The 23944-nt window shown below is 56.8% G+C and carries 20 protein-coding genes and 1 pseudogene; 10 read left to right on the forward strand and 11 right to left on the reverse strand.

What is annotated here, in order from left to right:
• Positions 1 to 197: 197 nt before the first annotated feature.
• The 3 genes from AC1DJO_RS25410 to AC1DJO_RS25420 form a co-directional block, all read right to left on the reverse strand.
• Entirely contained in the window at positions 198 to 3803 is a 3606-nt protein-coding gene (locus AC1DJO_RS25410; RefSeq protein WP_477973529.1) for a YobI family P-loop NTPase, read from the reverse strand.
• A gap of 188 nt (positions 3804 to 3991) precedes the next feature.
• Positions 3992 to 4855, reverse strand: coding sequence for an MBL fold metallo-hydrolase (locus AC1DJO_RS25415; RefSeq protein WP_112445585.1), 864 nt, complete (start codon positions 4853 to 4855; stop codon positions 3992 to 3994).
• A gap of 185 nt (positions 4856 to 5040) precedes the next feature.
• Positions 5041 to 5931, reverse strand: a complete 891-nt coding sequence (locus AC1DJO_RS25420) for an NAD(P)H-binding protein (protein ID WP_112445587.1) — start codon at positions 5929 to 5931, stop codon at positions 5041 to 5043.
• A gap of 329 nt (positions 5932 to 6260) precedes the next feature.
• On the opposite strand from AC1DJO_RS25420, the gene AC1DJO_RS25425 reads away from it, so the two are divergent.
• Entirely contained in the window at positions 6261 to 7274 is a 1014-nt protein-coding gene (locus AC1DJO_RS25425) for a zinc-binding alcohol dehydrogenase family protein (protein WP_112445589.1), read from the forward strand.
• 62 nt (positions 7275 to 7336) lie between these two features.
• Here AC1DJO_RS25425 and AC1DJO_RS25430 read toward each other — a convergent pair whose 3' ends face one another.
• From AC1DJO_RS25430 to AC1DJO_RS25450, 5 genes are all read right to left on the reverse strand, one after another.
• Complete coding sequence (locus AC1DJO_RS25430; protein ID WP_112445591.1) at positions 7337 to 8191, reverse strand: alpha/beta fold hydrolase; 855 nt, start codon at positions 8189 to 8191, stop codon at positions 7337 to 7339.
• A 268-nt stretch (positions 8192 to 8459) separates the two neighbouring features.
• A complete protein-coding gene (gene poxB, locus AC1DJO_RS25435; protein WP_112445593.1) occupies positions 8460 to 10187 on the reverse strand; it encodes a ubiquinone-dependent pyruvate dehydrogenase in 1728 nt (575 codons plus the stop codon).
• 262 nt (positions 10188 to 10449) lie between these two features.
• The gene (locus tag AC1DJO_RS25440; protein ID WP_112445595.1) at positions 10450 to 10635 is read right to left on the reverse strand and encodes a hypothetical protein; all 186 of its coding nucleotides are present in this window, start codon (positions 10633 to 10635) and stop codon (positions 10450 to 10452) included.
• Between the two features lie 188 nt (positions 10636 to 10823).
• A complete protein-coding gene (tetH, locus tag AC1DJO_RS25445) occupies positions 10824 to 11624 on the reverse strand; it encodes a thiosulfate dehydrogenase (RefSeq protein ID WP_112445597.1) in 801 nt (266 codons plus the stop codon).
• A 13-nt stretch (positions 11625 to 11637) separates the two neighbouring features.
• Positions 11638 to 13245 carry a serine hydrolase gene (locus tag AC1DJO_RS25450; protein WP_477973534.1) on the reverse strand — a complete coding sequence of 536 codons (1608 nt, stop codon included), beginning with the start codon at positions 13243 to 13245 and terminating at the stop codon, positions 11638 to 11640.
• Between the two features lie 622 nt (positions 13246 to 13867).
• Between AC1DJO_RS25450 and AC1DJO_RS25455 the strand changes: the two genes are divergently transcribed.
• Positions 13868 to 14143, forward strand: coding sequence for a hypothetical protein (locus AC1DJO_RS25455; RefSeq protein ID WP_112445598.1), 276 nt, complete (start codon positions 13868 to 13870; stop codon positions 14141 to 14143).
• A 331-nt stretch (positions 14144 to 14474) separates the two neighbouring features.
• Here AC1DJO_RS25455 and AC1DJO_RS25460 read toward each other — a convergent pair whose 3' ends face one another.
• Positions 14475 to 14783: a hypothetical protein gene (locus AC1DJO_RS25460; RefSeq protein ID WP_112445600.1), complete on the reverse strand. Its 309-nt coding sequence runs from the start codon at positions 14781 to 14783 to the stop codon at positions 14475 to 14477.
• A gap of 1207 nt (positions 14784 to 15990) precedes the next feature.
• On the opposite strand from AC1DJO_RS25460, the gene AC1DJO_RS25465 reads away from it, so the two are divergent.
• On the forward strand, positions 15991 to 16407 hold the full coding sequence (locus AC1DJO_RS25465; RefSeq protein ID WP_112445602.1) for a DUF302 domain-containing protein: 417 nt from the start codon (positions 15991 to 15993) through the stop codon (positions 16405 to 16407).
• A gap of 127 nt (positions 16408 to 16534) precedes the next feature.
• On the opposite strand, the gene AC1DJO_RS25470 is transcribed toward AC1DJO_RS25465, so the two are convergent.
• Positions 16535 to 17002: a DUF992 domain-containing protein gene (locus AC1DJO_RS25470; protein ID WP_477973537.1), complete on the reverse strand. Its 468-nt coding sequence runs from the start codon at positions 17000 to 17002 to the stop codon at positions 16535 to 16537.
• A gap of 321 nt (positions 17003 to 17323) precedes the next feature.
• On the opposite strand from AC1DJO_RS25470, the gene AC1DJO_RS25475 reads away from it, so the two are divergent.
• Positions 17324 to 18295 carry an MBL fold metallo-hydrolase gene (locus AC1DJO_RS25475; protein WP_477973539.1) on the forward strand — a complete coding sequence of 324 codons (972 nt, stop codon included), beginning with the start codon at positions 17324 to 17326 and terminating at the stop codon, positions 18293 to 18295.
• Between the two features lie 218 nt (positions 18296 to 18513).
• On the opposite strand, the gene AC1DJO_RS25480 is transcribed toward AC1DJO_RS25475, so the two are convergent.
• Positions 18514 to 18870, reverse strand: a complete 357-nt coding sequence (locus AC1DJO_RS25480; RefSeq protein WP_477973541.1) for a hypothetical protein — start codon at positions 18868 to 18870, stop codon at positions 18514 to 18516.
• Between the two features lie 327 nt (positions 18871 to 19197).
• On the opposite strand from AC1DJO_RS25480, the gene AC1DJO_RS25485 reads away from it, so the two are divergent.
• The 6 genes and pseudogenes from AC1DJO_RS25485 to chrA all read left to right on the forward strand — a co-directional run bounded on the left by AC1DJO_RS25485 (position 19198) and on the right by chrA (position 23944).
• Positions 19198 to 19890 (forward strand): response regulator transcription factor, encoded by a 693-nt coding sequence (locus AC1DJO_RS25485; protein ID WP_477973543.1) that lies wholly within the window; start codon positions 19198 to 19200, stop codon positions 19888 to 19890.
• A 489-nt stretch (positions 19891 to 20379) separates the two neighbouring features.
• On the forward strand, positions 20380 to 20820 hold the full coding sequence (locus AC1DJO_RS25490) for a hypothetical protein (RefSeq protein WP_148194297.1): 441 nt from the start codon (positions 20380 to 20382) through the stop codon (positions 20818 to 20820).
• Complete coding sequence (locus tag AC1DJO_RS25495) at positions 20807 to 21331, forward strand: AlbA family DNA-binding domain-containing protein (RefSeq protein WP_477973545.1); 525 nt, start codon at positions 20807 to 20809, stop codon at positions 21329 to 21331. Before AC1DJO_RS25490 ends, AC1DJO_RS25495 begins: the two co-directional genes overlap by 14 nt.
• Positions 21292 to 21492 (forward strand): annotated as a pseudogene (locus tag AC1DJO_RS25500) (arsenical resistance protein ArsH); the annotation flags it as partial. The gene AC1DJO_RS25495 and the pseudogene AC1DJO_RS25500, both read left to right, overlap by 40 nt.
• Entirely contained in the window at positions 21489 to 22730 is a 1242-nt protein-coding gene (arsK, locus tag AC1DJO_RS25505) for an arsenite efflux MFS transporter ArsK (protein ID WP_112445638.1), read from the forward strand. The pseudogene AC1DJO_RS25500 and the gene arsK, both read left to right, overlap by 4 nt.
• Positions 22727 to 23944 carry a chromate efflux transporter gene (gene chrA / locus AC1DJO_RS25510; protein ID WP_477973548.1) on the forward strand — a complete coding sequence of 406 codons (1218 nt, stop codon included), beginning with the start codon at positions 22727 to 22729 and terminating at the stop codon, positions 23942 to 23944. The genes arsK and chrA overlap by 4 nt, the downstream gene beginning before the upstream one ends.

A 23944-nucleotide genomic window follows, 5' to 3' on the forward strand; every position in this document is an offset into this window, starting at 1 on the left:
CGAAGGGTACCGCTCCTCCACCCATTCGTTGTACTCGACGCCCGACCTGTGATCGCCTATCCATGGACGTGAGGTTCACCGGCACTGGCCAGTTTAGTTCGAAGCGCAGATTGTTTCAGGGAGCCTTCGGAAGCCGCCGTCTAGCTACGCTTCCACGACGTCGCCTGAATTCCGGCTTTCCGCGATGTCTCTAACCGTCATTTTCTGCGATTATAGATGCGTATCTCGTCGAGGAAGGTCAACTTCGAGGACGAAATAATGGAGCGCTCTTCGAGCCAGCGCACAAATTCTTGGTTCTCAGGGTTGTTGGCAATGGTTGGCTGAGACCATCCTGGCTCGATGTCCGAGTATGGTTTTGGCAATTTCTGAATCGTCGCCTTGACTTGGTCATCTGACATTCGACCTTGGCATTTATTGAAAAGCGCGATTTGAATGGTCAAATCGGTTGCGTGCATCACCACCGCTTGCGCCGCCTCGGGATCAAGTTGGCTGACATCTGCGTTCGAGCGATAGATTACCTGACCTACTATCGATGCTCGGCGCGGCAGGCCAGGCAATAACGCTAGGTCCATCTGTTGAATTATCTTGAGCTTCCAATCGTCACCAATGCTCGTCCGGACGAGCGTCTCGCGAAACTCGTCATCGATCGAAAACTTTTCTTCACTGGCTAGGTAATCGTCGATATTGGCGGCAACGAGGAGGACCTGGAGTTGTTCGTCGTCTGCCAAAAATGAAAATGCGCTCACGGAAAATATGACTTTTTGCTCTTCGATAATTGCTTGCAGCTTCGTCTCATCGACACCTTCTGGAAATTGTTGGAATTTTTTGGGGAGCGCCCCAAGGAAGGCGCGATAGGTATCGACGTCGAACGCAGTGTTATTGAAAAGGAATTGCCGCAGAGGCAAGGCATCCTTTCCGTCATCAATAACCATCGGAGCAAGTTTCCCCTTCACCTCGGGGAGCTGCAGGTAGTTGGCCAACGTCTGCGCCTCGAAACCGTCAGAGGTGACATACGCCAGGCAATTTCCCCAAGACGGTTCGATCTTGTGCAATTTAAATACCGACGACCGAAGGCGAAGAGGAACGGGCTCCAGTATAGGGAGAGTGTTCGTTTGCTGAGCCAAAAACTGCTCGAGAGCCGCTAGTCCGATCTCGTCGCGATTACAAACGTCCAAGATCGAGGAAACGTCCTCTTCGGTGTTACTCGCCTGGAGAAGTGCCTCGTCGACGTAGCGACTGAAGTCGGCGTACACCTTGTCCAGTAAAGGCTGGAATGCGGTTTGACGGACCATCGTATAATGTTTGGTTTGGACATCTAGCGCGTTCAGACCAAGCAGGCCGCACATTATAAAGTTCAAATTCGCGACCGTGATCTGGTACAGCCCGTGCTCCGCAAGCAGCCGAGCGATGGCAGGATAAGGTGCGAGGCTCTCAAGGTCCCGCACCTCGAACCTTATGCGAGCGAGACGACTTGGCTCAAAATCGATTTGTAGAGCCAAAATCTGCGAGAGATTGTCCGCTAGAAAGTCAGCCAAGTACGGAGCGTTTGAAGCGACAGATTTCAGCAGTTTTTCGGGAAGGTGTGCAATGATCCGAGCCACGTGCAGCACGTTTTCGTTCGATGCGATAGCGGCTGGAACAAAACCTCGCCATTCTTCGATCAGGGCCGTCAAAAGCTCCCGGTTGCATTTTCCGGTTTGGTAATACGCAGAGAAGAAGGGCCCACAGTCGGCAAAATTCGATGAGACGAACTCCATCAACTTAGCGATATGCCCTCTGTAAGAGCCTTGATCGCTGAACATGCAATCAACCAGCGTGTTGTTCAGGACAAACCTCTGTCGGAAATCGTCCTCGCGCATCGCGGCGATGACTTCCTTAGGATTATCGATCTGGAAGTCCGGCTCCGGAGTGTTGAAACTCCGTATCTGGATGAGGAATTTGTTGTCCGACGGAGATAGTCGCCCGCGATGAAAGAGCGACGTGTATTGGTAGTAGGTGTCATCCAGGAAACCCTCGAGGACGAGAAACCGCACCAGGTCCCTGTTTTCTTCGAATGCATCAAATAGATCTTCGATATCCTCTGCATTAGTTAGGATCAATTCGTTGAATTTCGCTGTACGTAGGCGTGAAATTTTAGACCTGAGTTCACCGATGGTTTTCGTCGCTGTAGTCTTGAAGGCAGCGGATTTGGACTCGATCTGGTCCTTCCTTTCTAGATACGTCGCTCCATCGAAGACTTGCTTTTCGAAGCCACGAAGGACGACGTTCTGCCTGTTGTTGTACTGCGGGTGCCTAACTGTAATCTGATCCTGTGCGATGATCTGATCAAAGTCCGGTCGCGCTGGCAGGCTGTTTAACGGGATGCTGTCTTGGCCGTTGAACACCAGATAGGTGTACTCGTGAGGCACCTTCGCAATCACGGACATAGCGTAAATTTTCCGAAGCTCTGTCACATCGATCGGGACAAGCTTCTCGGCATCGCTGATTTGTCGTTCCAACGCCGCGATCCGAGCCTTGTATCGGGCTTCCGCGCTCACGAGGTATGCGTCATGCCGGCTGAGAATGTCTGCGAGTTTACCTTTTCCGCGATGCAGGTCCTCGAAGTCGCTCGGCAGAACGTTTTTATAAATCAGAATTGCGAGGAGCTTGTTCGCGTCGAGAATGTTCTCACCGTCCGTCTCGAGGTTCGCGACGTAAACGGCATATTCGTTAAAGATGTTGTGGATCAAGCGCAGGTCGTTGAGATAGCGCGACACCTCGCGAAGGTACTGCCGATCCAGCCTCTCGTCTAACGAAAGCCGCTGGCCCTGTTCGATAACCTTGTCGATCGAATTGGAGCTATTGATAATCGGTATAACCGGAACGATGAACTCAAAAAACTTGGTTCGATCGGTATTCACGAACATGTTGTCTCGAAGGGCATAGAGAAACCGTATCCGGCGTTTTACCCCTGCGTTCGCGTTGACCAGGCTGTTTATCTCGCGAAGTGTCACGAAAATCTCTGGGTTATTGAAACGGTCGAGGTCTTCGATTACGACCAGATCGTACTTCGTGACTTGGAAAAAGTAGATAATCTCGTCCAGATGCCTGTTGAGGATGGATTCCTCTTTCGTGGCCTCCGGTGTGATTTCGATGTCTTTCAGAGAGACACTTTTGAGCGATAGGCCGAGGCTCTTTATGTACATCTGATGAATGGCGAGCCAGACGAACGAAAATCCAATTACCGCCGTTGCAAGGTTCAGCCAGTTCGGGAAGTCGAACGGTTTAAAGAACTCACCACTCAGCACATCGTCCATTTTCTTGAAGATATGCCAGCAGGAAAACAGCCCGACCATGATGAACAGCGACGTCAGGCTGGACCACCATCTGGGCGTCTGGATTCGCTTAAAGCGCGAGAGCGGTAGACTGTTCGCATCAGCCCCGTAAAGCATCTGCTGCAAAATACTCCGCTCAATCTCCTGTTTGCTGACGTTACCTTTTTGCGGGCGGCCTCCACTAGGTTCATTGGTCGTTACCGATCCATCTGCTTCAGGCAGGAATGCGGCGAGCGAAATTTGAAGAACGGGCCGTCTGTATTTCCGCAGAAACGTTTTGATTATACTGCTTTTTCCCGACCCGTATGGCCCGGTTAGCGCGATGTTCGAGACAGTGTGTTTCCCGGTGGCCTCCATAAGAGCGTCGGAGTAAATCCCATACTCGTCGGCCTTGTCCGTCGGCGCGAGATCGACGTACTTCGGGGAATGCTCACCTTTCTTGCCCGCTATCGCAAGTGACCATGCCCATAGCACCGCTAAAGTTGTCAAATCTGCATTCCTGCGCCGAAAATCCAAACGATCGCATTTCGTACCAGCTGCTCCGTAAGCGGGGAAGGTGGAATTCTAAGTTGTACACATGACTGCACCACGTGACGGATGGACGCTCGGTTCAGATGGAACGGGCACAGCAAAGCACCCGCCCTACTTCTCAATCGCCCGTTATCTCGTGCAGAGACTTACGCCTTGTTTTTGGCGGCGTGCGCGCTTCCCCAGAGCGAACCGGGATTGATCCGGTTCGGATAGATCGCAAGCATCCGGTTGTAGAGTTCTTCCGCCGTCTTAGTCTGGCGATCTATGCGGTCGAAGTCCTTAATGTAGCGCCGAGTGGCTTCGATATGCGCGGGGCTGTTGTCCGGGTCGAGCGGCCCGTGGCCGACAACCACAATCTTCGGGCCGAGCGCCTCTGCCTTGTCGAGTGCTTGCAGCCACGACTGCCGTCCCGCAGCATCCGTCTCGACAAGGAATGGGTGCGCTTCGTTGTACGCTACATCTCCCGCGATGAGCAGCTCGAGAGAGGGTACATATAGAGCTGTCGTATCTTCGGTATCCGTATGGCCCATTTCAATGACGAGCAGGTCGTTGCCTTCCAATTCGATCTTTGCATCCCGAAGCGGCTCTGCGATGGTGAGCCGCTCGGGGACTTGGCCCGGAAAGCGGACCTTCCAGTTGGTCTCGACAATCTCGGGCGACAGTATCCTTCTCATCCCAGCAATGACTTCCGGCGTTGCAACGGCCTTTGCTTCCGGAAACCGCTTGAGAAGAAGCGTGAGGCCGAAAATGTGGTCGGGATGAGCGTGCGTCAAATAGATAGTCTGCAGTTTGCGATGCTTGGACTCGATCCAGTTCGCGAGTTCTTCGTTCTGGGCGTCGCTGAGCAAAGTGTCGACCAACACCGCGTCCCTTTCACCCCAGAGCAGCGTCACCGTATTGGCTACCCAGGTCAGATCCTCCTTGCCGGGTGGGACGCCCTGCGTGGCACTCGCGCGTTTTTTGATAAACAGTTCCCACCGCAGCGGCGCACCGGCAGCATTCTGGCCCATATTCGGTCTCCAAATGTTAAAAGTGACTTCGGATGCGCTGCCTACGCGGGGCGGCGCATCCTACGACTCTGCGAATTTGAGCTCAGCCTGGCCCGACGGCCGAGCGTTTGCCTGCAGCGACGGTCGACCTCGCTAAGCTCTGGCTATTGAGCACTTTCGCTCTCGGCTCTCGATTAGAACGCCGCCTACGCCTTAGCTGTTGACGCGAAAAGAGATAGATTGTCGCTTATCCAAGTGGCGACAGATCGCGGTGCTTTGCCCGTAAAGTCAGAGACGGTGCTGGTGGTCTCGGCTTGAGCAGATTGCTCGAAGAGAAGATCGAGCCCGAGACGCATTTCAATTGCCAGTTCGCTGGCTCCCGCACGAGTAAGCAGCTCTCGCTGTTCCGTACGTGAACGGTGATGATATCGGACCTCGCGACCCAGCTGCCTTGAAAACTCGGCCGCCACTTCGGGCATGCTAACGGACGCCGGCCCCGTAAGATGGTATGCGCGTTGTGCGTCGATAAACTTGTCATCGAGGAGCGCGATGCGCCCTACGTCCGCGATATCCCGAGTGTCGACCAAGTTGGCTCGACCTTTTCCCGCCGATCCGCCCCATGAACCCTCCGCAATTGCGCCGGCGGCGCGATCCAGGCCATCGACAAAAGTCGAGGGGCGAAGCACCGTGTAGCCGACGTCGTAGGTGGCGAGGTGAGCCTCGATCTTCATATGCCAGTCGAATGGGTGAAGTTTGACGGGAGGTCCCATGACCGAAACCTTCACGATATGCTTTACGCCAGCGGCGACAGCGGCGTCGATCAGAACGATTTCGTTTTCGACCTGCTTAGCGTAAGTGCCGTGCGAAATGAAAAGTTTGTGCACTCCCTGCAAACCCTGGGCCAACGAAGCTGGCGCTTCGAAATCGACGACAGTAGGAGCTAGACCGCGCGGCAGGCGATCGGTCGATGCGTTGCGGGAGAACGCGACCAACTCAACATCGTCGTTGACGAGCTGCGAGAGCAACGCGGTGCCGATGCGACCGGTTGCGCCTACGACCGCGATGCGGCCGCCACTCTTGGGAGATACATTTGACATTGGGAACCCTTTACCGCTGTTCGTATTGACTGCCGTCCACACAGGATGGCTCATTGAAAATGATGGGGCCGGATCGATGACACTGTACGCCGCCCTAGATCCAGCGTTCGAGACCCCGCGAGGAGTAACAGGCATCATTGACGAAAACGGCATTCGCGATTGTAGGATTCTGCCTTCGTCGACTTGGGCAACTGAGGTTGCTTGGTGGCAGCACATAGCAGCGTGCCGATGAAGCGGGAGCGGATTCTACAATACAAGCAGGATTGGGCTTCCTACCGATTCCGCCGCAACGTGAGCTATTCCTTGGTTCACCAACGTGAGAGGGAAAGATGAAGGCCGTAGGTTATAAACAAGCAGGTGCGTTGGACCGTACAGAATCCCTGGTCGATATCGAACTGGACAAGCCGGCCCCGACGAGCAGAGACATTCTGGTGAAAGTAGAAGCGGTATCGGTGAACCCCGTCGACTGCAAGATCAGGAAAAGCATGTCGCCACCGGAAGGCTCTTGGAAGGTGCTTGGCTGGGACGCCGCCGGGACGATCGAGGCTGTAGGTGACGGCGTGAAGGATTTCAAAGTCGGGGATGCCGTGTTCTATGCAGGATCACTCGTCAGGCAGGGCGCGAATGTCGAGTACCACTTGGTCGACGAACGCATTGTCGGGAGAAGGCCGGCAACGGTGTCGGACGTCGAGGCAGCCGCGTTGCCGCTTACGGCAATCACCTCGTGGGAAATGATGTTCGATCGGCTCGACGTCGGGAAAGCCGTGCCAGGGGCTGCCAACGCCATTCTCGTCATCGGTGGAGCGGGCGGTGTTGGCTCCATTACCATCCAGCTAGCGCGCGCTCTCACTGACTTGACCGTGATCGCGACCGCATCGCGGCCCGAAACCGTCGAATGGGTCAAACAGCTTGGCGCTCACCACGTGATCGACCACAGGAAGCCATTGGCCGAACAGGTGAAAGCGTTGGGGATCGGAGCGCCGGCGTTCGTGTTTTCCACAAACGAGACCAAGTCGCAGCTTTCCGAAATCATCGAACTGATCGCCCCGCAGGGCAGGCTCGGTCTGATCGACGACCCTGACAGCCTGGATATCATGGGCTTCAAGCGGAAGTCGGTGTCCGTCCACCAGGAATTCATGTTCACGCGTTCGATGTATGGCACGACGGACATGGAGGAACAGGGAAAGCTTCTCACCAAGGTTGCCGACCTGATCGACAGCGGGGCGATCAAAACCACTGTCACCGAAGTCCTGCGGCCGATCAATGCCGAGAACCTCAAGAAGGCCCACGCGACGCTGGAAAGCGGCAGGGCCAAGGGCAAGATTGTCCTTGAGGGTTTCTAATCCGCGGAGTTCTTCAAGTGAGATGCCGCCGGAACCTATCGAGGGACCGGCGGCATCTTTGGTTAGCGGATGCTCTGCACAAAGGATGTGATGGTCGCCGCGCAGAACTCCGGCTCTTGGTGATGAGGTCCGTGTCCAGCCTGCGGAACCGTCAGGAGGTGGAGGGACTTCCATTTCTTCGTGAGCGGAAGCCAATTTTCGATCGGGCACGCGATGTCGTGATCGCCACTGACGACGAGGACCGGGTTGGGGCCTGCGGCAAGCGCGGCCATCTCCGAACCCTCCGGATCGGGATAGATCGTGGAGCGATCCTGTGCCTCGCTGAGAAGCTTCATGAAAACAGCGCCTGGAATATCAGGGGACCGGTCCGCATCACGGCTTTCGATGCGCTCGAGCGAACGCTTTGCCGCTTCCCGGCTACCTTCAGACGCCGGCTCGAAGAATAGGATGATCTGGTCTTCCAGACCGTTGTTGGGATGCATGGCCGTTTCCATGAACAACCGCTCGCCGCTCACTTCCGGTTTGCCCGGAGGGGCCGTGCCGATCAGCACGGTGTGAGAAACCAGTTCGGGATGGGTCGCCGTGAATTTCTGGGCCACCACGCCGCCAAGCGACCAACCGCCGATCACGACCTTCTTGAACCCGAGAAAGTCAATAAGGTCTTTGGCGTCCTTGACCAGCGATGCGCGGTCGTAACTCGGGTTCCCGGTCGAGGCTCCCAGCCCTGTGTAATCGTAAATGACGACCTCGAAACTCTTTGCAAGCTCGTCAAGGAAAAGTGGGTCCCAAGAATCCATGGTTCCTCGGAAGCGGATGTTGAGCACGAGTGGTATGCCCTTTCCGAACCGTCTGTAGGCGATCTTCCGGTCCTCGAGTTCGGCGAACTGCGTCGGTGTCTGCGATGCTGCTTCGGTCATGTCGGCTCTCCTTTGATAGTGAGACAACACACCTTTTGGCGGCTCAATTATTGTAGGATGCTGTCCCTTGTTCGATGCCAGTTGCAAAAGGTTTGCGACGAGACCTTACCAAGCGAAGTCGGGCCCCCACTCTGAAGGCAATACGGCTGTGGAACCGCTTTACGTGGACTGCCGGACTGGCGGACTGCCTGACTGCCGGCTGGCTGGCTGGATGGCGAAGAATAAGCACCCGTCATCCCCACCGTCCAAGTCGCTGTTGCCCCTCGTATCACCAACGAATGTTCGATTTAGCAAGATCAAGCACGGCGTCCCCTCTACCGCTTAGGACGGCTTTTGCCATCCACAGGCTGAAGCCCCCAATCTGCTCGGGCGTTACCTTGGGAGGCATCGCGAGTTCGTCGCTGTTGGTGACGACGTCCACAACCGCTGGCCCCGGGTGCCCAAAGGCGTCCCTCAGCGCTTGGTCCAGATCCGCTGCCTCTTCCACTCTGATGCCCTTGATGCCGCCCGCTTGTGCCATCGCGGCAAAGTTCGGGTTCTTGAGTTCCACGTTAGACGGCAGGAAACCGGCGGCTTTCATCTCCATGTCGACGAAACCGAGCACGCCGTTGTTGATAATCACGATTTTCACAGGGAGGTCGAGCTGACGAAGCGTGAGAAGGTCACCCATCAGCATCGCGAAACCGCCATCGCCCGACAGGCTTATAGTCTGACGTCCCGGAAACGCCGCCTGCGCGCCGATGGCTTGCACCATCGCGTTCGCCATCGAACCGTGCACGAAGGAACCGAGCAAGCGTCGCTTGCCGTTCATTTTGAGATAACGTGCTGCCCAGACTGTCGGCGTGCCGACGTCGCAGGTGAATACCGCGTCTTCCTCGGCGATCTCGCTCACGAGCCTGGCGACATATTGCGGGTGGATCGGCTGTCCCTGTTTCCCGGCGGTGGCCAGATCGTCGAGCCCTTCGCGGGCCTCGGCGTAGTTGTCCAGGGCATTCTGCAGGTGATCGTCGTCCTCCTTGAGCCGGAGCTTGGGGATCAACGCCTCTATGGTGGCACCGACGTCTCCGATCAAGCCGAGATTGAGTGCCGTCCTTCGCCCAAGCCTCGAGCCGTCGATATCGATCTGGATTATCTTTGCATCGCTCGGGTAAAACTGTCGATATGGAAAATCCGTGCCCAGCATGAGGAGCGTGTCGCACTGCTTCATGGCGTGGTAGCCAGAAGCAAAGCCTATCAGCCCGGTCATGCCGACATCATATGGATTGTCCCATTCGACATGCTCCTTTCCCCGGAGTGCATGAACGACAGGCGCTTTCAGGATTTCCGCCAATCTGACCACTTGGTCGTGAGCGCCGGAGCAGCCAGCCCCGGCCAGAATGGTCACGCGATCCGCGGCATCGAGCAGGGATACCGCCTTGTCGATGTCGTCTGGCCGCGGCAAGATTACAGGATCGGACGGCACGATCCAGCGTCCAGGCGCGACGGCGTCCACCTTTTCCATCGCGACGTCACCGGGGATCACGATCACCGAGACGCCACGCTTGGTAACGGCCTGCCTTATCGCGATATCTAGCACTCGCGGCATTACCTGCGGTGTTGAGACGAGTTCCGTGTAATGGCTGCATTCCGCGAAAATCTTTTCGGGGTGCGTTTCCTGGAAGTATCCGCTGCCGATCTCGACGCTCGGAATCTGAGCGGCGATGGCGAGCACCCTCGCCTCGCTACGATGGCAATCGTAGAGGCCGTTGATGAGATGAAGATTGCCGGGACCGCAACTCCCCGCGCAAACCGCCAATCCTCCGGTGAGCTGAGCTTCAGCACCAGCCGCGAATGCGGCAGCCTCCTCGTTCCGCATGTGGACCCACTCAATCGTACCCTTGCGACGAAGGGCGTCGCTCAATCCGTTCAAGGAGTCTCCGGTGACGCCATAGACGCGGTTCACGCCCGCGGCCTCGAGCGTGTCTACAATCAATTCCGCTATTGTCTGCTTTGCCATGGGATAGCTCGTTGCTGGTAAGAGGCAGCCTGTAAATGGGCCGGGTGGGACAGGCGCGATGACAGCCCCAACGAATGCTTTGTCCTGAACAGCGACGCAGCCGGCTCGGCTTGTGCCACAATCGCGTTCGATTTTACTTTCGCGGACAAGATCGCCTTCAGCCCGGACACTCGCTCGACTTAGGAGAAGCTCTGGGACGTTCAAGGCCCAAGAGACCTGCCACAGGTCAGCTGTGCACCTGGACTTCCAAGGGCTTGATGGCTCAGTCCATCCGGCCTGACGCCATGGGGTCGCTGGCGGGGAAGGATTCCATCAGCGCTTCGTCGAGCAGCTCATCCTGTTCCGATATTGGGGTCGGCGGAAGCTCGAGTGCGATGTCTGCAACCTCGGGCATGGTCTCAACCTCGTCTCTGACCTTTTCGGTCAGTTGTTCTCGTCTGCTGTGCATGATCGTTCGCTCCGTTGATCTCGTGCGAATAGAGCAAGCACTGAGCGACAATTATTGAACGATTCCCTCCTGCCTTCGGAAGGGCGTTGCCGATCCACTGCTTTGACGCCTTGCGGGGAGTTGTATCTCTGGGACAGGGTATCGCCAATTGGACGTCGGTGCGGCAGTCGCTGCACCGACGTCAGGCCTCACGCGCCCTTGGCGTAGGTGAAGCGCGCGTCCTGCAGCTCGGCGAGATATGCGACGACGCTGGGGACGAGGACCACTCCGGGGACGAGGTTGTTCGTCAGATCGGCAGCAATCGCGTCCGCCGGCAGGCCCGAATTGCTCTCCTTCGAGGCGATCGCGCGCGCGATAGCGTGGATGGAGTCATGGCAGGCTACGAACACTGCACCGCGCTTCTGGAGCGAACCGATGTTGTTGTTCGCGGGACCGTAGAACCCGTTGACGTCTTGACGATCGTCCGCCTCCGTCGCGCCGGATTTTGCAGCGATGAAGTCGTTACGCTTGCTCTTGGAGCCCGCAATTTCGGCAAGGTCATATTTGTCCCACATCGCCTGGCTGAACAGGGCGTGATGGGCGCTGCCATGCACCGCTGCCACCGCGATGAAGTCCTCGTTTCCGTGGGCGAATACCTGGCCGTTGATCGACTCTCGCATGAGGTTGAGCCAAGCGGCCGCTATATCCGATGCTTCCCAGACCTGCCGGGGCCCGCCATCGTAGCCGAGAAGGACGGCGGACGCCTCGTGATCCCAGAGGTCCTTGCGGTCGGCCATGAAAGGCACCGAGGTGAAATCACGACGGCGCGGCGCTCTGGCCAACTTCGCCGAGATATCCCGCAGTTTCCGGCCGCCTTGAGAGGCGGCCGGATGGGAAGTCTTTTCTTTCGCCGATACCGGGGAAGCGACCACTGTGACGGCAGCCACCGCGGAAGCGCCGAGCGCACCGAGCGCGGATCGTCGGGAGGTGGGCTTTTCAAGTCCGAACATTTGTTGCCTCCCGTTAGTAGTTGTAGACGTTCGCGGCGCGACCGACGACGCCATCGAGGAACTTTGTCATCGTCCCGACTGTCGCCTGGTCCTTGATGCCATAACCGTCCACGAGCGTGGCGACGTTCGGATAGCCCACCCAGGTGCGGTTGTACTCGTCTTCCCAGACCAGAACGCGAAGCGGCAAGTCGACGCCGATCGCCTGATCTGCCTGCATCAGCTTGGTTCCGATCTTGGGGTTGCCGAAAACCATCACGGTTGTGGGGCGCAGCTTCTCCCCAACGGACGTTGCGTTCTCCGCATGGTCAAACGTTGCGAACACCGGCACCTTTTTCGATCCGAGATCGTCCTTGATACGTTCGATCGTTTCGGCCGCGCTGTATTTGCTTTCCTGAGCGATGAGGTTCTGCGGATTTACCGCAGGGCCGAGGTCAGACCGATATGCCGCCGCGATATTGCGGGCGAGCACGGTGAGGTCCACGCCTTCCTTGTCGGTGAGAAGCGTCACGCAGACAAGTTCGTAGGACTCGGTGAAACGGCTCAGATAGGAGCTGAAGCCGGGCGAGCTCCCCTTCACTTCCATGAAGCCAGGGTGCTTTGTGAATTCCCAGCCAGCCATGGCCGGCACGACAGTTCCGTTCGCAAGCTTCGTAGGCATGTAGATGACGTTGCGATTGGCGATGTCCTTGATCAGGACCGAGCCGGCCAACGCGATGTCCCATTTGCTGATGTCTTCGGCCGAAGACCAGATGTTGCCAAAGCCGAACAGGTTGTCCGAAAGGTCCGCATCGACGGGCTTCAAGTGTCCGTTGACTTCGCGATAGCCTGTGGCAGGCTCGACTGGATTGATGAAGTCCAGCTCAGCCTTGAAGTGCGTGTGCTGGTTTTCATGCGCTGAGACCGTCTCGGGGCGATCGATCCGGGCCTTCGTCTTCATGTCCTCTGCGAACATCGTGCTCGGCAGACCGGACGCATCGATCTGGTACTTCCAAATGTAATCGTGGTAGCTCATGCCACTGGCATGCTCGATCGCCATGGCAAGCAGCGTGAAGTTGGTCGCGCTCTGGGCAACCTTGGTGCCGCTTTCGAACATGAGAGGCTTGTCGCTTACGAGTGCGATCAGTTCCTTTGGCGTGTAGCGCTTACCATCGGCGAATTTCTCCCGGTAATCCGGGATGCCCGAGGAATGTTGAAGGAGCTCCAAGAGCGTGACGTCCTTCCAGATTGCCGGAAGTCCATCGACGTACTTGGAGACCTTGTCGGCCAGCTTGAGCTTGCCCTGCTCTTTCAGCTGCATAACGGCTACGGCCGTGAAAGCCTGGGTAACCGGACCGACATTCCACATTGTCTTTGTGGAAGCCAATTCGTCATGATCGATACTCGTCTTTCCGTATCCGTTAGAGCGTGGGATGTAAGGCGCTTGGACGATGGCAAGCGTTAGCCCGGGCAGCTGGTTCTTCTCGATGAAGTCCGCGATCATCTGATCGATATAGACGCCATAGCTTTTCTGCACGGGATTACCTCTGACGATGGTTTCGCTTGCACCAGGGATGGTATCGGCGAGAGCGGTTCCGCTCATCAGGGCAGCGATACCGAGCGCCATGAGAAATCTGGCCTTCATGAATGTTTCCTTTCGTTGTTGTGTAAGATCGGGAGGCCGCCAATGCGTCTGATAAGGAGGGGGTCGACGCATGCGGCTCGGCAGTTGACGAAGGAAAATTCGCTCAGAGCCCAATTATTAGATTGTAATATCCAGCCTCGCCGTTAATGCGGAAAATTCGCGTCAGGATGCATCCTCGCAACGCTGATTTCCCTATGACCGTTGGTAAGCAGCTATTTCGCGATCAGCACGGCTGATTGATACAAGAAACTCGTCGCCGCTTCAGGCACGATCTCAGGCGTCTCCCGCGAAGACAAAGTGAACGATCGCACCGTGAAACCCATCCGCAACGCAAGTTACGGCGCTACCAGCGATTGATTTTCCGGAACTCCGCAGGTCGATCGAATGACACCGGTTAGGCAGACAACGAGCGTGTTATCGAGGCGCTGGGATGTGCATGGAGCTGGGTCTGGGTCTGGGCCTGGGTCTGGGTCTGGGTCTGGGTCTGGGAAATCGCTCAAACACGTAATACCAAAGGGTTACCTGAGCCAAACCTGTATAGAATACCATATCTGCGCTCGGGTCCTTACCCTTCCCTCCATAGCGAAACCAACGCATTCGCTGCAACGAAGAGGTGATCTTTATGCCCCAGGACCAACCGCATTCCCTGTACTTCGCCACTGCTTTTGCTGCGGCAGTGATGTTCGCCGCAACGACAGTGAATGCTTCTGACAGTTGGTTTCCAGACTTCATATTCCCGGAAACCACATCCACGTCCAATACAAAAACGGCGGAAAGAACGATCACGGGCTCGATCCCCCGTGCTGCGGAAGACGCAAAGCAATCCGACAGGGACACGCCGATACAGCAAAACCTGCGTCGGGAGAGAGTCTCGAGCGTCAAGAAGGGCACACCATGAGCGGCTATTCCCAATACCGCCGACCCCGTGGCGCTGTGGCTCGAACCGCGGTCACAACGTTATCCAGCCCACACGTGGTTGTCAGCCTTTACCTTCTCAGCATGGGCGTCCTCGCGCTGACACTTGCACTAACTCGCCTTTGACGTGAGACAGGAGCAGTAGAACCGCAGCGCCGCTTTGGTCGCGGCGACTTTTGGAGCATTGTTGACGATGCCGCGGACACCCCCTCGCCGAGCAACATGCTTCCGCTTGTCGCCTGGGACCGTATTCACACTTAGTGCTCCCAAAATGAAAAGATGCCGGCTTTCGACCGGCACCTCCTTCGACAGCTTTAATTGCCCAGCCACTGATACTCGGCAATGGCGGCCTTGCCCGTGCGCTTATCATAAAGGCACAGCATGTTTGCCCTTGCCTTCGACTTTCCGCGGCCGGTTTCGCCTCTGAGCAAAATGGCGATTTTCCCAACGCTGTCGTCGAACACCACCGGCGAGGAAGCCTCTGGTGTGTTCATCCTGGACAGGCCGATGCAGGTGCCATTTGCCTTCGCGAATAGCGCGTTCCAGGAGCTGTCGCTCGAGGCAAATACCGGGCCGACCGAAGTGGCTGTCACCAATGACACCAAGGCTGCTTTCAAAAACATGCGAATCCTTTCTAAATTTCAGATGCCATGCTTGCCTGTTAACTTTGGCTCGAAAATGGCTCTGTCTGGCGGGAGTGAACAGGCGTGCGCTAATGACGGAACACGGCGTAGCGGCCCGACCGAAGCTTAGGGTCACTACTAGCTGCGATCTTGTAACATTCGCATCCGATAGCAGGGGCACGGTTGCTAACATCGAGCTTGAGCACTGGACGAGACAGATCGGAGCGGATCGACCAATTGTCTCCGGGGATCGCAGAGGATCATGGAGAGAGGGCCCGTGACTAATATCGCTCGCATGTTGGACGAGCGCTTGGTGATCCATCGTGTTCCGGAAGGCTATCGATCGATGTCGCAAAACCTTTGAACATATGAAGCCCGGAGAATTTTGCGCGGCCGCGATAGACGTTCGACGGTGTCAACAATGCGACGCGATCGGATTTGGATACGGACAAACCGAGCTTGCCGAGGCGTCAAATGACTAGAGCTCCCGTCTCGCAGTGACGGGCCGGGCGAGCGAGGGTGGCCACCCGGCGGAAGCCTCTCTGTACGAAGGTCATATACAAGTGAACACCAGCGCCGCCTGGGTGCATCCACCTTTGGCTACTTCGCCGATTGACATGCCTCTTGTTTCTTACAGCCGGAAGAACTTTCCGAGAAGACTTCGAGGGGTTCACGCATACAGCGGAGGCACCCTGCGGCTCGATCACTTTATCGCCGGGCGAGCCCTCCAAAGGTATCGAAAATGATCCACCGCCGCTGTCGTCTCGATAGCGATCAGTTCCAGGAGGCATGCCATCAAACCTGCCGGAGTTGTCCTGATCGCCAAGCGATTGAGCCACTGCAAGTGATGGGAGTAGCACGAAAAGTGCTGCGAGTGTCGATACGCGCATAGCGAAATACCCTTACGACGTTGGAGTTGCTCAGAGAAATACGCTTTGTGGAAGCGTCTCTCTTGTAACATCCTGCCGCCCCAGTGGTTTGGGGTCTGGGCAATATCAGGCTGACGGCACAGTCAAATCTCGTTCGCGGGTGAGGAAGTTGATGAGACCGTGCGGCTGGGCACCGCATTTAGGACTGAATCGGCCAAGTCAAGCCGCGCCTCGCCCTTTATCGTACGGCTGGCGCTCGGGTCCGCGGAGACTGCAAAGCCTTACTGGCGCGGCACCCTCGCACAGAACACACACCGGAAAAGGCTGGAAAGATAACAATGGACCAATTGATGAGGAAGAAAGTGGAGCAGTTCCCAGTTCGTAGCAAGTTTGACCCTTCAGAAACAATGGACAGGCTCGAGCGAGCGGTCTTGGACCGAGGAATGAGGGTTTTCTGCCGTGTAAACTTCACAGCAGACGCCAACAGCGTCGGCTTGGACCTCGAAGCAACCGAGCTGCTGATTTTCGGAAACCCTAAGATCGGTACACTACTGCTCCAATCCGACCAACGAATTGGCCTCGACCTTCCCTTGAAAGCGCTTGTGAGGGCTACGCCTAAGGGCGAGACGTTTGTCGATGTACAAGACCCGATCGATCTCGCGGCAAAGTATCGGGTGACCGATCTCGAAATTGTCGCGAAGATGCAGCAGATGGTCCACCGAATAGTCCAGGAAGCCACCGGGGAGGCGCTTTAGGTTTCATTTCACACGAAGTGCCTAATTCACGATACTATAGGGTTGAGTTCGACGAAAGCAGACGCTTCGGGAGTCGAAAAAGGACCACGGAGCGTTGGCACCGTGGTCCTTTTTTGGTGAACCAGATTTACTTCGAGACGACCTGAAGTTTGAGTTCTTCTGTGCCCACGGCAACGTTGACGCCCTGCTCAGACTGGACGGAGACCGGCTGCAACGCGATCGACTTACCTTGGCCGCCGCCCAGCACGTTCGCGCCGAGACCAACGCCGATGGTCGCGTCGGCGTCGATACCGACATAGTCGCCCGTCAGTGCGCCGGCACCGAGGCTCGTAGCGCCATAAACGAACCATACCAAGGAAGCTTCGCGTATCTGACCGATTTCCAGGCCAAACTTCGCGATTGTTCCCCGATAGCGCTCCGGTGCACCGGTGGTAGGCTTGAACGTGCAGTCGACATCCTGTTGCGCGATCAGAATCTTTCCGATCCCTGTAGAGACGTCGCATGTCAGGGTGCCGGCCTGGATGCGGGCCGCGGAGGCTGGGTACACAGCCGAGACCAGGCTGGCCGCGACGATTGCGATTACTTTTTTGTTCACTGGAATCTCCTTTGTTTGCAGAGAGACAGTTGCCCAACTTGTAATGCATAGATTGTACGAATTGGCCTTGAGGTTGTCCGACCGCAAAGAGCGATCCTTTACCGCTGTGCGGGATCGGCCGTCCGAGCCTGGCTTTCCCTCGGGATGAAAAGCCCCTCGCCGCGATATTGGGCGGCCAGACATATCGTAGGGTCATTCGCCTCGAGACGGAAATGCGCACCGAATAGTACAATATCACCCTAGTGCCGACCTCTAAGGATTTTTCAGGCAATCCAACCGCCCCTGGTCTTTCGCGACCGGTCCATTTTCTGGAGGAATCCCATGACAACTACTATCGCGCCTAAACTCTCTCGCCGCGGCTTTTGCCTTTGCTGCATCGGCATCGCGTCCGTCGGCCTTGCAGGCGGCTGGCTCTCGCCGCGCGAAGTCTACGCAGAAGCGCACCAGCTCGTCGGAATGATCCGCGGTGCCGCGGCAAAGGCTGACATCGCAACCCATAAGCTTCGCGGTGGAGTCTACGTTTTGGAAGGTTCCGGCGGAAATATCGCTGTGTTTGTTGGAAAAGAGGGCAAGGTGATGATCGACGCGGGGATCACCGCGACCCGCCCCAAGATCGTCCAGGCGCTCAACGCTCTTGGCACGCAGCCCGTCACCAACCTCATCAACACTCACTGGCATTTCGACCACGCGGATGGCAACGAGTGGGTACAGGCCCAGGGCGCAACGATCATGGCGCACGCGAACACGAAGAAGCGCTTGATGGAAACCCAGCGAGTTGCAGACTGGGACTTCACCTTCCCACCCTCGCCGGCGGGCGCTATTCCGACGGAAGTCTTCTCATCAGATAACAAGGTCGAGCTGCAGGGCTGCAAGCTCCATCTGATCTGCTACGAAGCGGCTCACACAGACAGCGACGTCGGTGTGCATTTCGTTGATCAACACATCCTGCATACTGGCGATACCTATTGGAATGGGATCTATCCGTTCATCGACTATTCGACCGGCGGCAGCATCGACGGCAAAATCGCCGCCTGCAAGAAGAGCCTGGGGATGATCGACGACAAGACCATCGTCGTTCCTGGTCACGGCGCGCCCGTGCGCAACAAAGCTGAGCTCACGGCCTTCCATGACATGCTTGTTGCGGTACGTGACAACGTCGCCAAACTGAAGGCTCAGGGCATGTCGGTTGGTGAGGTCGTTGCGGCGAAGCCGACCGCGGCTTTCGACAAGAAGTGGGGTCAGTTCGTTATCACCCCCGGCCTGTTCACAGAGCTCGTATATGAAGGCGTCTGAGCAGGGGTGAAGCAACCGACCTTGCTTCTCGGGAAACTGCGGTGCCTCAACATCAGGCTGATCTAATAGGGCGGTGGCAATGCCGCCGCCCTCTTTGACTATTGGTGGACCAGATCAGGTCGGAAGTCGCTCATCGTGGAGAGCCATAGCAGCGTGTCGGCGGCCTTGGGAGCTCAGGTGAGCTCCCAATCGGCTTGATCAGGAAGCCTTGGTAGGCCTCAGCGCACATAGAATGTCAAACTACCGTCGGCAGATTGATACGCATTGACCACATCTCGGAGAGCGACACCTTCGCGTTTCAGCCTATCCAGAAGGGCATTGTTGTCATGGATTGACGATCGCAAACGCGCAACCTCTTCGGGCGGGCGGTCCGGAATACCGAGTGGACCGTCTGTTTTATCGTTCAGAGTTAGGCGATTGTGAATATATTCCACCTGGAACTGACCACTAAATGTTCGAAGCGTTCTCTCGATCGCTACAGCCGAATTTGGCTGGATGCTGCCCGCACTGGCTGCGTTGACGCCTTGAATAGCCACTACGACCAAAACGGCTGTCATAAATTTGTGTAGATACATGATGACCTCAATTACTCTCGGGTTATGGGCTCTTCATCACCCGCTTTCTTAGGTGAGACCCCGATAAACCCTTAGCCCGGATTGGGTCGCGGACATTGTCGAATTGGGTCGCCGAGGCGTCCATTGACCCGCCGCGTGGCGCACACGAGGTGCTAAGCGCCTCGCGCTCGCGCACGTGGTTGTGCCAACGACGAAGGCCCGCCTGTAGCGCCGCAGTTGCAACGTACAAGATAACCGTGTCGGGCCTCTCTAAACGGGAGAAATAGGCAGCCGGGCGGTCAGCCTTCATGGGCTGGTTCACCAATTTCGATAATGGGGAAATACATAATGCATCAGAGATTCTCGGTCGGTGTAGGACGGTCGAGGGGCGACTCTCGTTTGCTTGTATTTTCGGATGATGTTGAGACGGTCATTCGCAAATACGATCTATCCTTTTACATGATATGTGACTTTCCGACGATCGATCGGCCGCAGCTCAACGAAAACATCATCGCGACCAATTGGCCGCATGACCTGCTTAGGTTGAACGAAAACGGCAACTTGCTCCTCGATGAGCGTTTGATCGACAACCTCAAGGCAAGCATCATGCCTTTGCTCTTGGATCACTCGCCTTTCTCATCCAACGATAGCCTCTGCGAGCTTGTAAGCGTGTATGTCTGCGAGCGTTTTAAGGACACCGTCGCGATTTCGCTTTACGACGCCAAGCGCCAGCATCATGCGCTCATTTTGTCCGGCCACAATCCGGTCGACGGAAGCAAACTGCCCTCCCTCGTACTGCAATTGATGGAGGCATTCGACAGGTACGGGAGGACATCCGAAAACCTTAGACTGCTGACGATGCGAGAAACAGAGTGCCTGTCCTGGTCCGCAGCAGGCAAAAGCACCGACGAGACCGCACTGATACTTGACCTATCATTCCACACGGTGAACAGCCATCTCAAGACGGCAATGCAGAAACTAGAGGCTGTCACGAGGACGCAAGCCGTGGCGACGGCAGTCAGGCTTGGCTTGATAAGGTAGTAGCGCCTTTCTGTGTGGCGGGCACAGAAAGGCGATGAGCCAAGTCACGCGCGTCGTCTCTCCGGTTAATCAACATCCCGCCTTGTGTGTCGGCGAAGACGGAGTCGAGCCTGCTGCCGATCGACAAGCTGCCGCTTGATGCGATCGTTGAACTTTGCTGTTCAGTAACCGTCATTCAGCCGCTATTTCAGTCCAAATTGAGCCTTGCTTATCAAGCGATCATCCGAGACGTCACCGACGATTTCAACGAGATAAGTTATACGGCGACGCCAGAGATGCCGCCGACTACGCGGTTTGCACGGTCCTCCGCGACGCCAGTCACCGGCTCGGTAAGGTTGACGTCGCGGCTCGCAAATCCGCGAAATACTTCACAATCTTGGACACCGAACTCGCGTTGGTGAATTCAAACGAATACCTCGACAGGTCGTCATCACTAAAACCTCCGGGCGCTTACCGCGGATATCCTTTGTCTAAATAAAGGCGGAACGCTTGGCAGAATGTGTTTTGCGTCCTGCGCTTCGTGAGATCGGCGGCAATGAAATGCGCGCGCTTCTTCGCGCGAGCGATTACGTCATCCTTACTGATCGCTTGGGAAATCATCGCCGAGCCTATCGCCACTTGCATGGCCTCGCCGTCGGCGAGAGGTATGCCGCAAACGCCCTGTCCGACGGCCATGATAGCGACCTTCTCGACCCACACTGCTTCCTGTTTTGCGTGTGCGGGAGCCATTTGAAACAACAGCCAAACTACACAAACGACGAATCTCATGTCATCAATTCCCATTCGGCGCATCTACGTTGGCGGGGGAAGGCGCAACTTGCCAAAGAAACCAAAGAAGTCAACCAAGTTGACATTCTACCTGTGGGTTGCAAAAATCTTCGCTATTCCGTCGTTATCACCAAGATGAAAGTAACTTATGGCCGTCGTTGACATCGACTCTTTGCTGGAAGGTGCAGAAGAGACGGATGTCCTAGAATTCAAGGCGGCCATGCCTTGGAGCACCGGGCTGATAAAAGACATTCTTGCGATGGCGAACCTGCAAGACGGCGGCCGTATCGTTATCGGTATCGAGGACGAAACCTACGTTCGTCAGGGCATGACCGATGCCCAGATCGCAACCTACAATCCTGATATCATGCGTGATCAAGTGACTCCGTTCGCCGACCCATTCGTCGAGTTCACAACGTCCGTAACGGCTGATCGACATGGACTGAACTACGTTGTCATCGTTGTATCGCCGTTTCGCGAGATCCCGGTCATATGCAAACGAGACGGCGGACCCAAGAACGAACTGCAGGCGGGATCGATTTATTACCGAAGCCCGGTAAGGCGGCCACAGAGCGCTCGCGTTTCGTCTTCCTCCGACATGCGCTCGATAGTGGAGGTGGCTGCCGCCCGGCAGCTACAGCGTTCCAGGAGTTCGACGCGGACGGGCGAATGAAGCCATCTTCCTACTACGATCGCGTCGTCGATGTCTGCGAGGAACTGGTGAAGTTCACCCTTCTGACACGGGATGCGTCTTCCTATCTCACCAATCGCTACAGCGAGCGGAAGGAAGAGGCTGAAAAACTCGAACAACGCGTGGGCCTGAAATCCATATGATGGAACGTCCGCCGATTGCCGCCATCCTCGCTTTGGGCCTCACGCAGATCATCGGCTACGGGACGCTTTACTACAGCTTCAGCATTCTCGCGCCAGACATGGCACGGGATCTGAACTGGTCGGCGGAATGGATATTCGGTGCGCTTTCGGCGGCACTTCTCCTGGGCGGACTGAGCGCGCCGTGGCTGGGCAGGGCGATAGACCACTTCGGCGCGGGCCGCGTGATGACGGCTGGTTCCGCAATTGCCGCTTCGGCCCTTATCGCCTACGCTCTCGCGCCCGGCAAGATTGCCTTCCTTGCGGCGTTGATCGTGATCGAGATCGCCGCAAACCTGGTACAGTACGGCACAGCCTTCGCGCTGCTTGTCCAGATCCGGCCGCAGACCGCCCAACGCAGCATAACTTATCTGACCTTGATCGCCGGATTTGCTTCAACATTCTTCTGGCCCATCACCACGACGCTGCATGCCCATCTCTCCTGGCAAAACATCTATCTCGTGTTCGCCGGACTCAATCTCCTGATCTGCCTGCCTCTCCATGCCTGGCTTTCCCATGGGCTTGCCAAAGGCCGCCGACAGGAACAGAGCGGATCGGTAAGCGTCGTTGACGGGGCTTTGCGTCCGAACGTCAGACGCCTTGGGTTTATTCTGATGGTCGCCGGTTTCTCGTTGCAGTCGCTCGTTAGCGCGGCAGTGTTGGTCCATATGGTGCCGCTATTGTCGGGCCTCGGTCTGGGCGCCACGGCTACAAAAGTCGGCACACTGTTCGGCCCGTCGCAGGTTTTGAGCCGGTTCACGAACATGGTGCTCGGCGGCAATCTGCCGCCACTGGCTTTGGCAACGATCGCCGCGGCGCTCATTCCGGGTGGCGTGCTGATCTTGATCCTCACGGCGCCATCTGTGACCGGAGCGATGGCTTTTGCGATCGTCTTCGGTCTGGGCAACGGCCTGTTCAGCATCGTCACCGGCACCCTGCCGCTGACGCTGTTTGGCAGCGAGGGCTATGGCAGATTTCAGGGTAAGGTTATGGCGGCGAGGCTCATAGTCTCTGCGACCGCACCGTTCGCCCTGGCGTTTGCCATGGCCAATATAGGCGCAACCTCGTCGCTCGCGATCACAACGGGGCTCGGCGCACTTGCAATTCTGGCGTTTCTGACGATCGCGAGACTGGCAAATGAAGGCCCGGCGGTTGTCAGGATCCAACTGAAAGAACTCAAGGGCGAGGCAGGAGCAGAATGACAGACAGCACGAGCACGGCCCAGACTCAAACGCCTGCCGGCACGCCCGCAGAAGTCTTTCTCACGTTCCTGAAGCTCGGCCTCTTATCATTCGGCGGACCGATTACTCATCTCGGGTACTTCCGGGAAGAACTCGTGCACCGACGCGCTTGGCTTTCCGATCACGCCTATGCCGATCTGGTCGCCCTTTGCCAATTCTTGCCGGGTCCAGCATCCAGTCAGGCGGGTTTTGCTTTAGGCATGATGCGCGCGGGCTGGCTAGGGGCACTGGCGGCCTTTACGGCCTTCACCTTGCCATCCGCGCTGATCCTGTTGGTGTTTGCCATGTCTGCTGCAAGCATTTCGGGGCCGGTCGGCACGGGCGCGCTGCATGGCCTGAAGATCGTCGCAGTCGCCATCGTGGCGCAGGCCGTCTGGGGGATGGCGAAGAACCTCTGTCCGGATAAAGAACGAGCGGCAATTGCGGTCGCGGCCGTGGCGGTGCTCGCATTCATGCCGGGAGCCTTCGGCATGGTGAGTGCGATCCTGATTGGCGCAGGCGCGGGGCTGGCACTTAGCCGCGGCACTGGCACACCAGTGAGTGGCCATGTCACAATGCCGGTGTCCCGACGGGGTGCGGCTGCGGCACTCGTCGCTTTTTTCGGACTGCTTGTGATTCTGCCTCTGCTCGCGAAATACGGCCAAGCATTCGCTGTCGCTGATAGCTTCTACCGCGCTGGTTCACTCGTGTTCGGCGGTGGCCATGTAGTCTTGCCTCTTCTCGAGGCCGAAGTCGTGCAACCTGGGTGGGTATCCCCCGATGCATTCCTGGCAGGCTATGGTGCCGCACAGGCGGTCCCTGGGCCGCTGTTCACCTTTGCGGCCTACCTCGGCACTGTACTTGGAACGCAGCCGAATGGCATAGTTGGCGCAGTAATCGCACTGCTCTCCGTCTTCCTGCCAGGATTTCTGATTCTCGTCGGCGTACTGCCCTTTTGGGACCGGTTTCGCTCGTTGGCGACAGCGCAGTCGCTTATGCAGGGAGCAAATGCTGCGGTTGTCGGCATCCTCGGCGCTGCCCTCTATTCGCCAGTATTCACAAGCGCCATCGGCAACATGCGTGATTTCACGCTGGCCCTCTTGTGCTGGGTACTTCTGATGTCGTGGAAGCTTCCGCCGTGGCTCGTTGTCGTTGTGGCTGCGGTTGGCGGCGTAGGACTGGCTCTGATTTCTTGA

The sequence above is a fragment of the Rhizobium sp. 05N430 genome, from assembly GCF_056396985.1.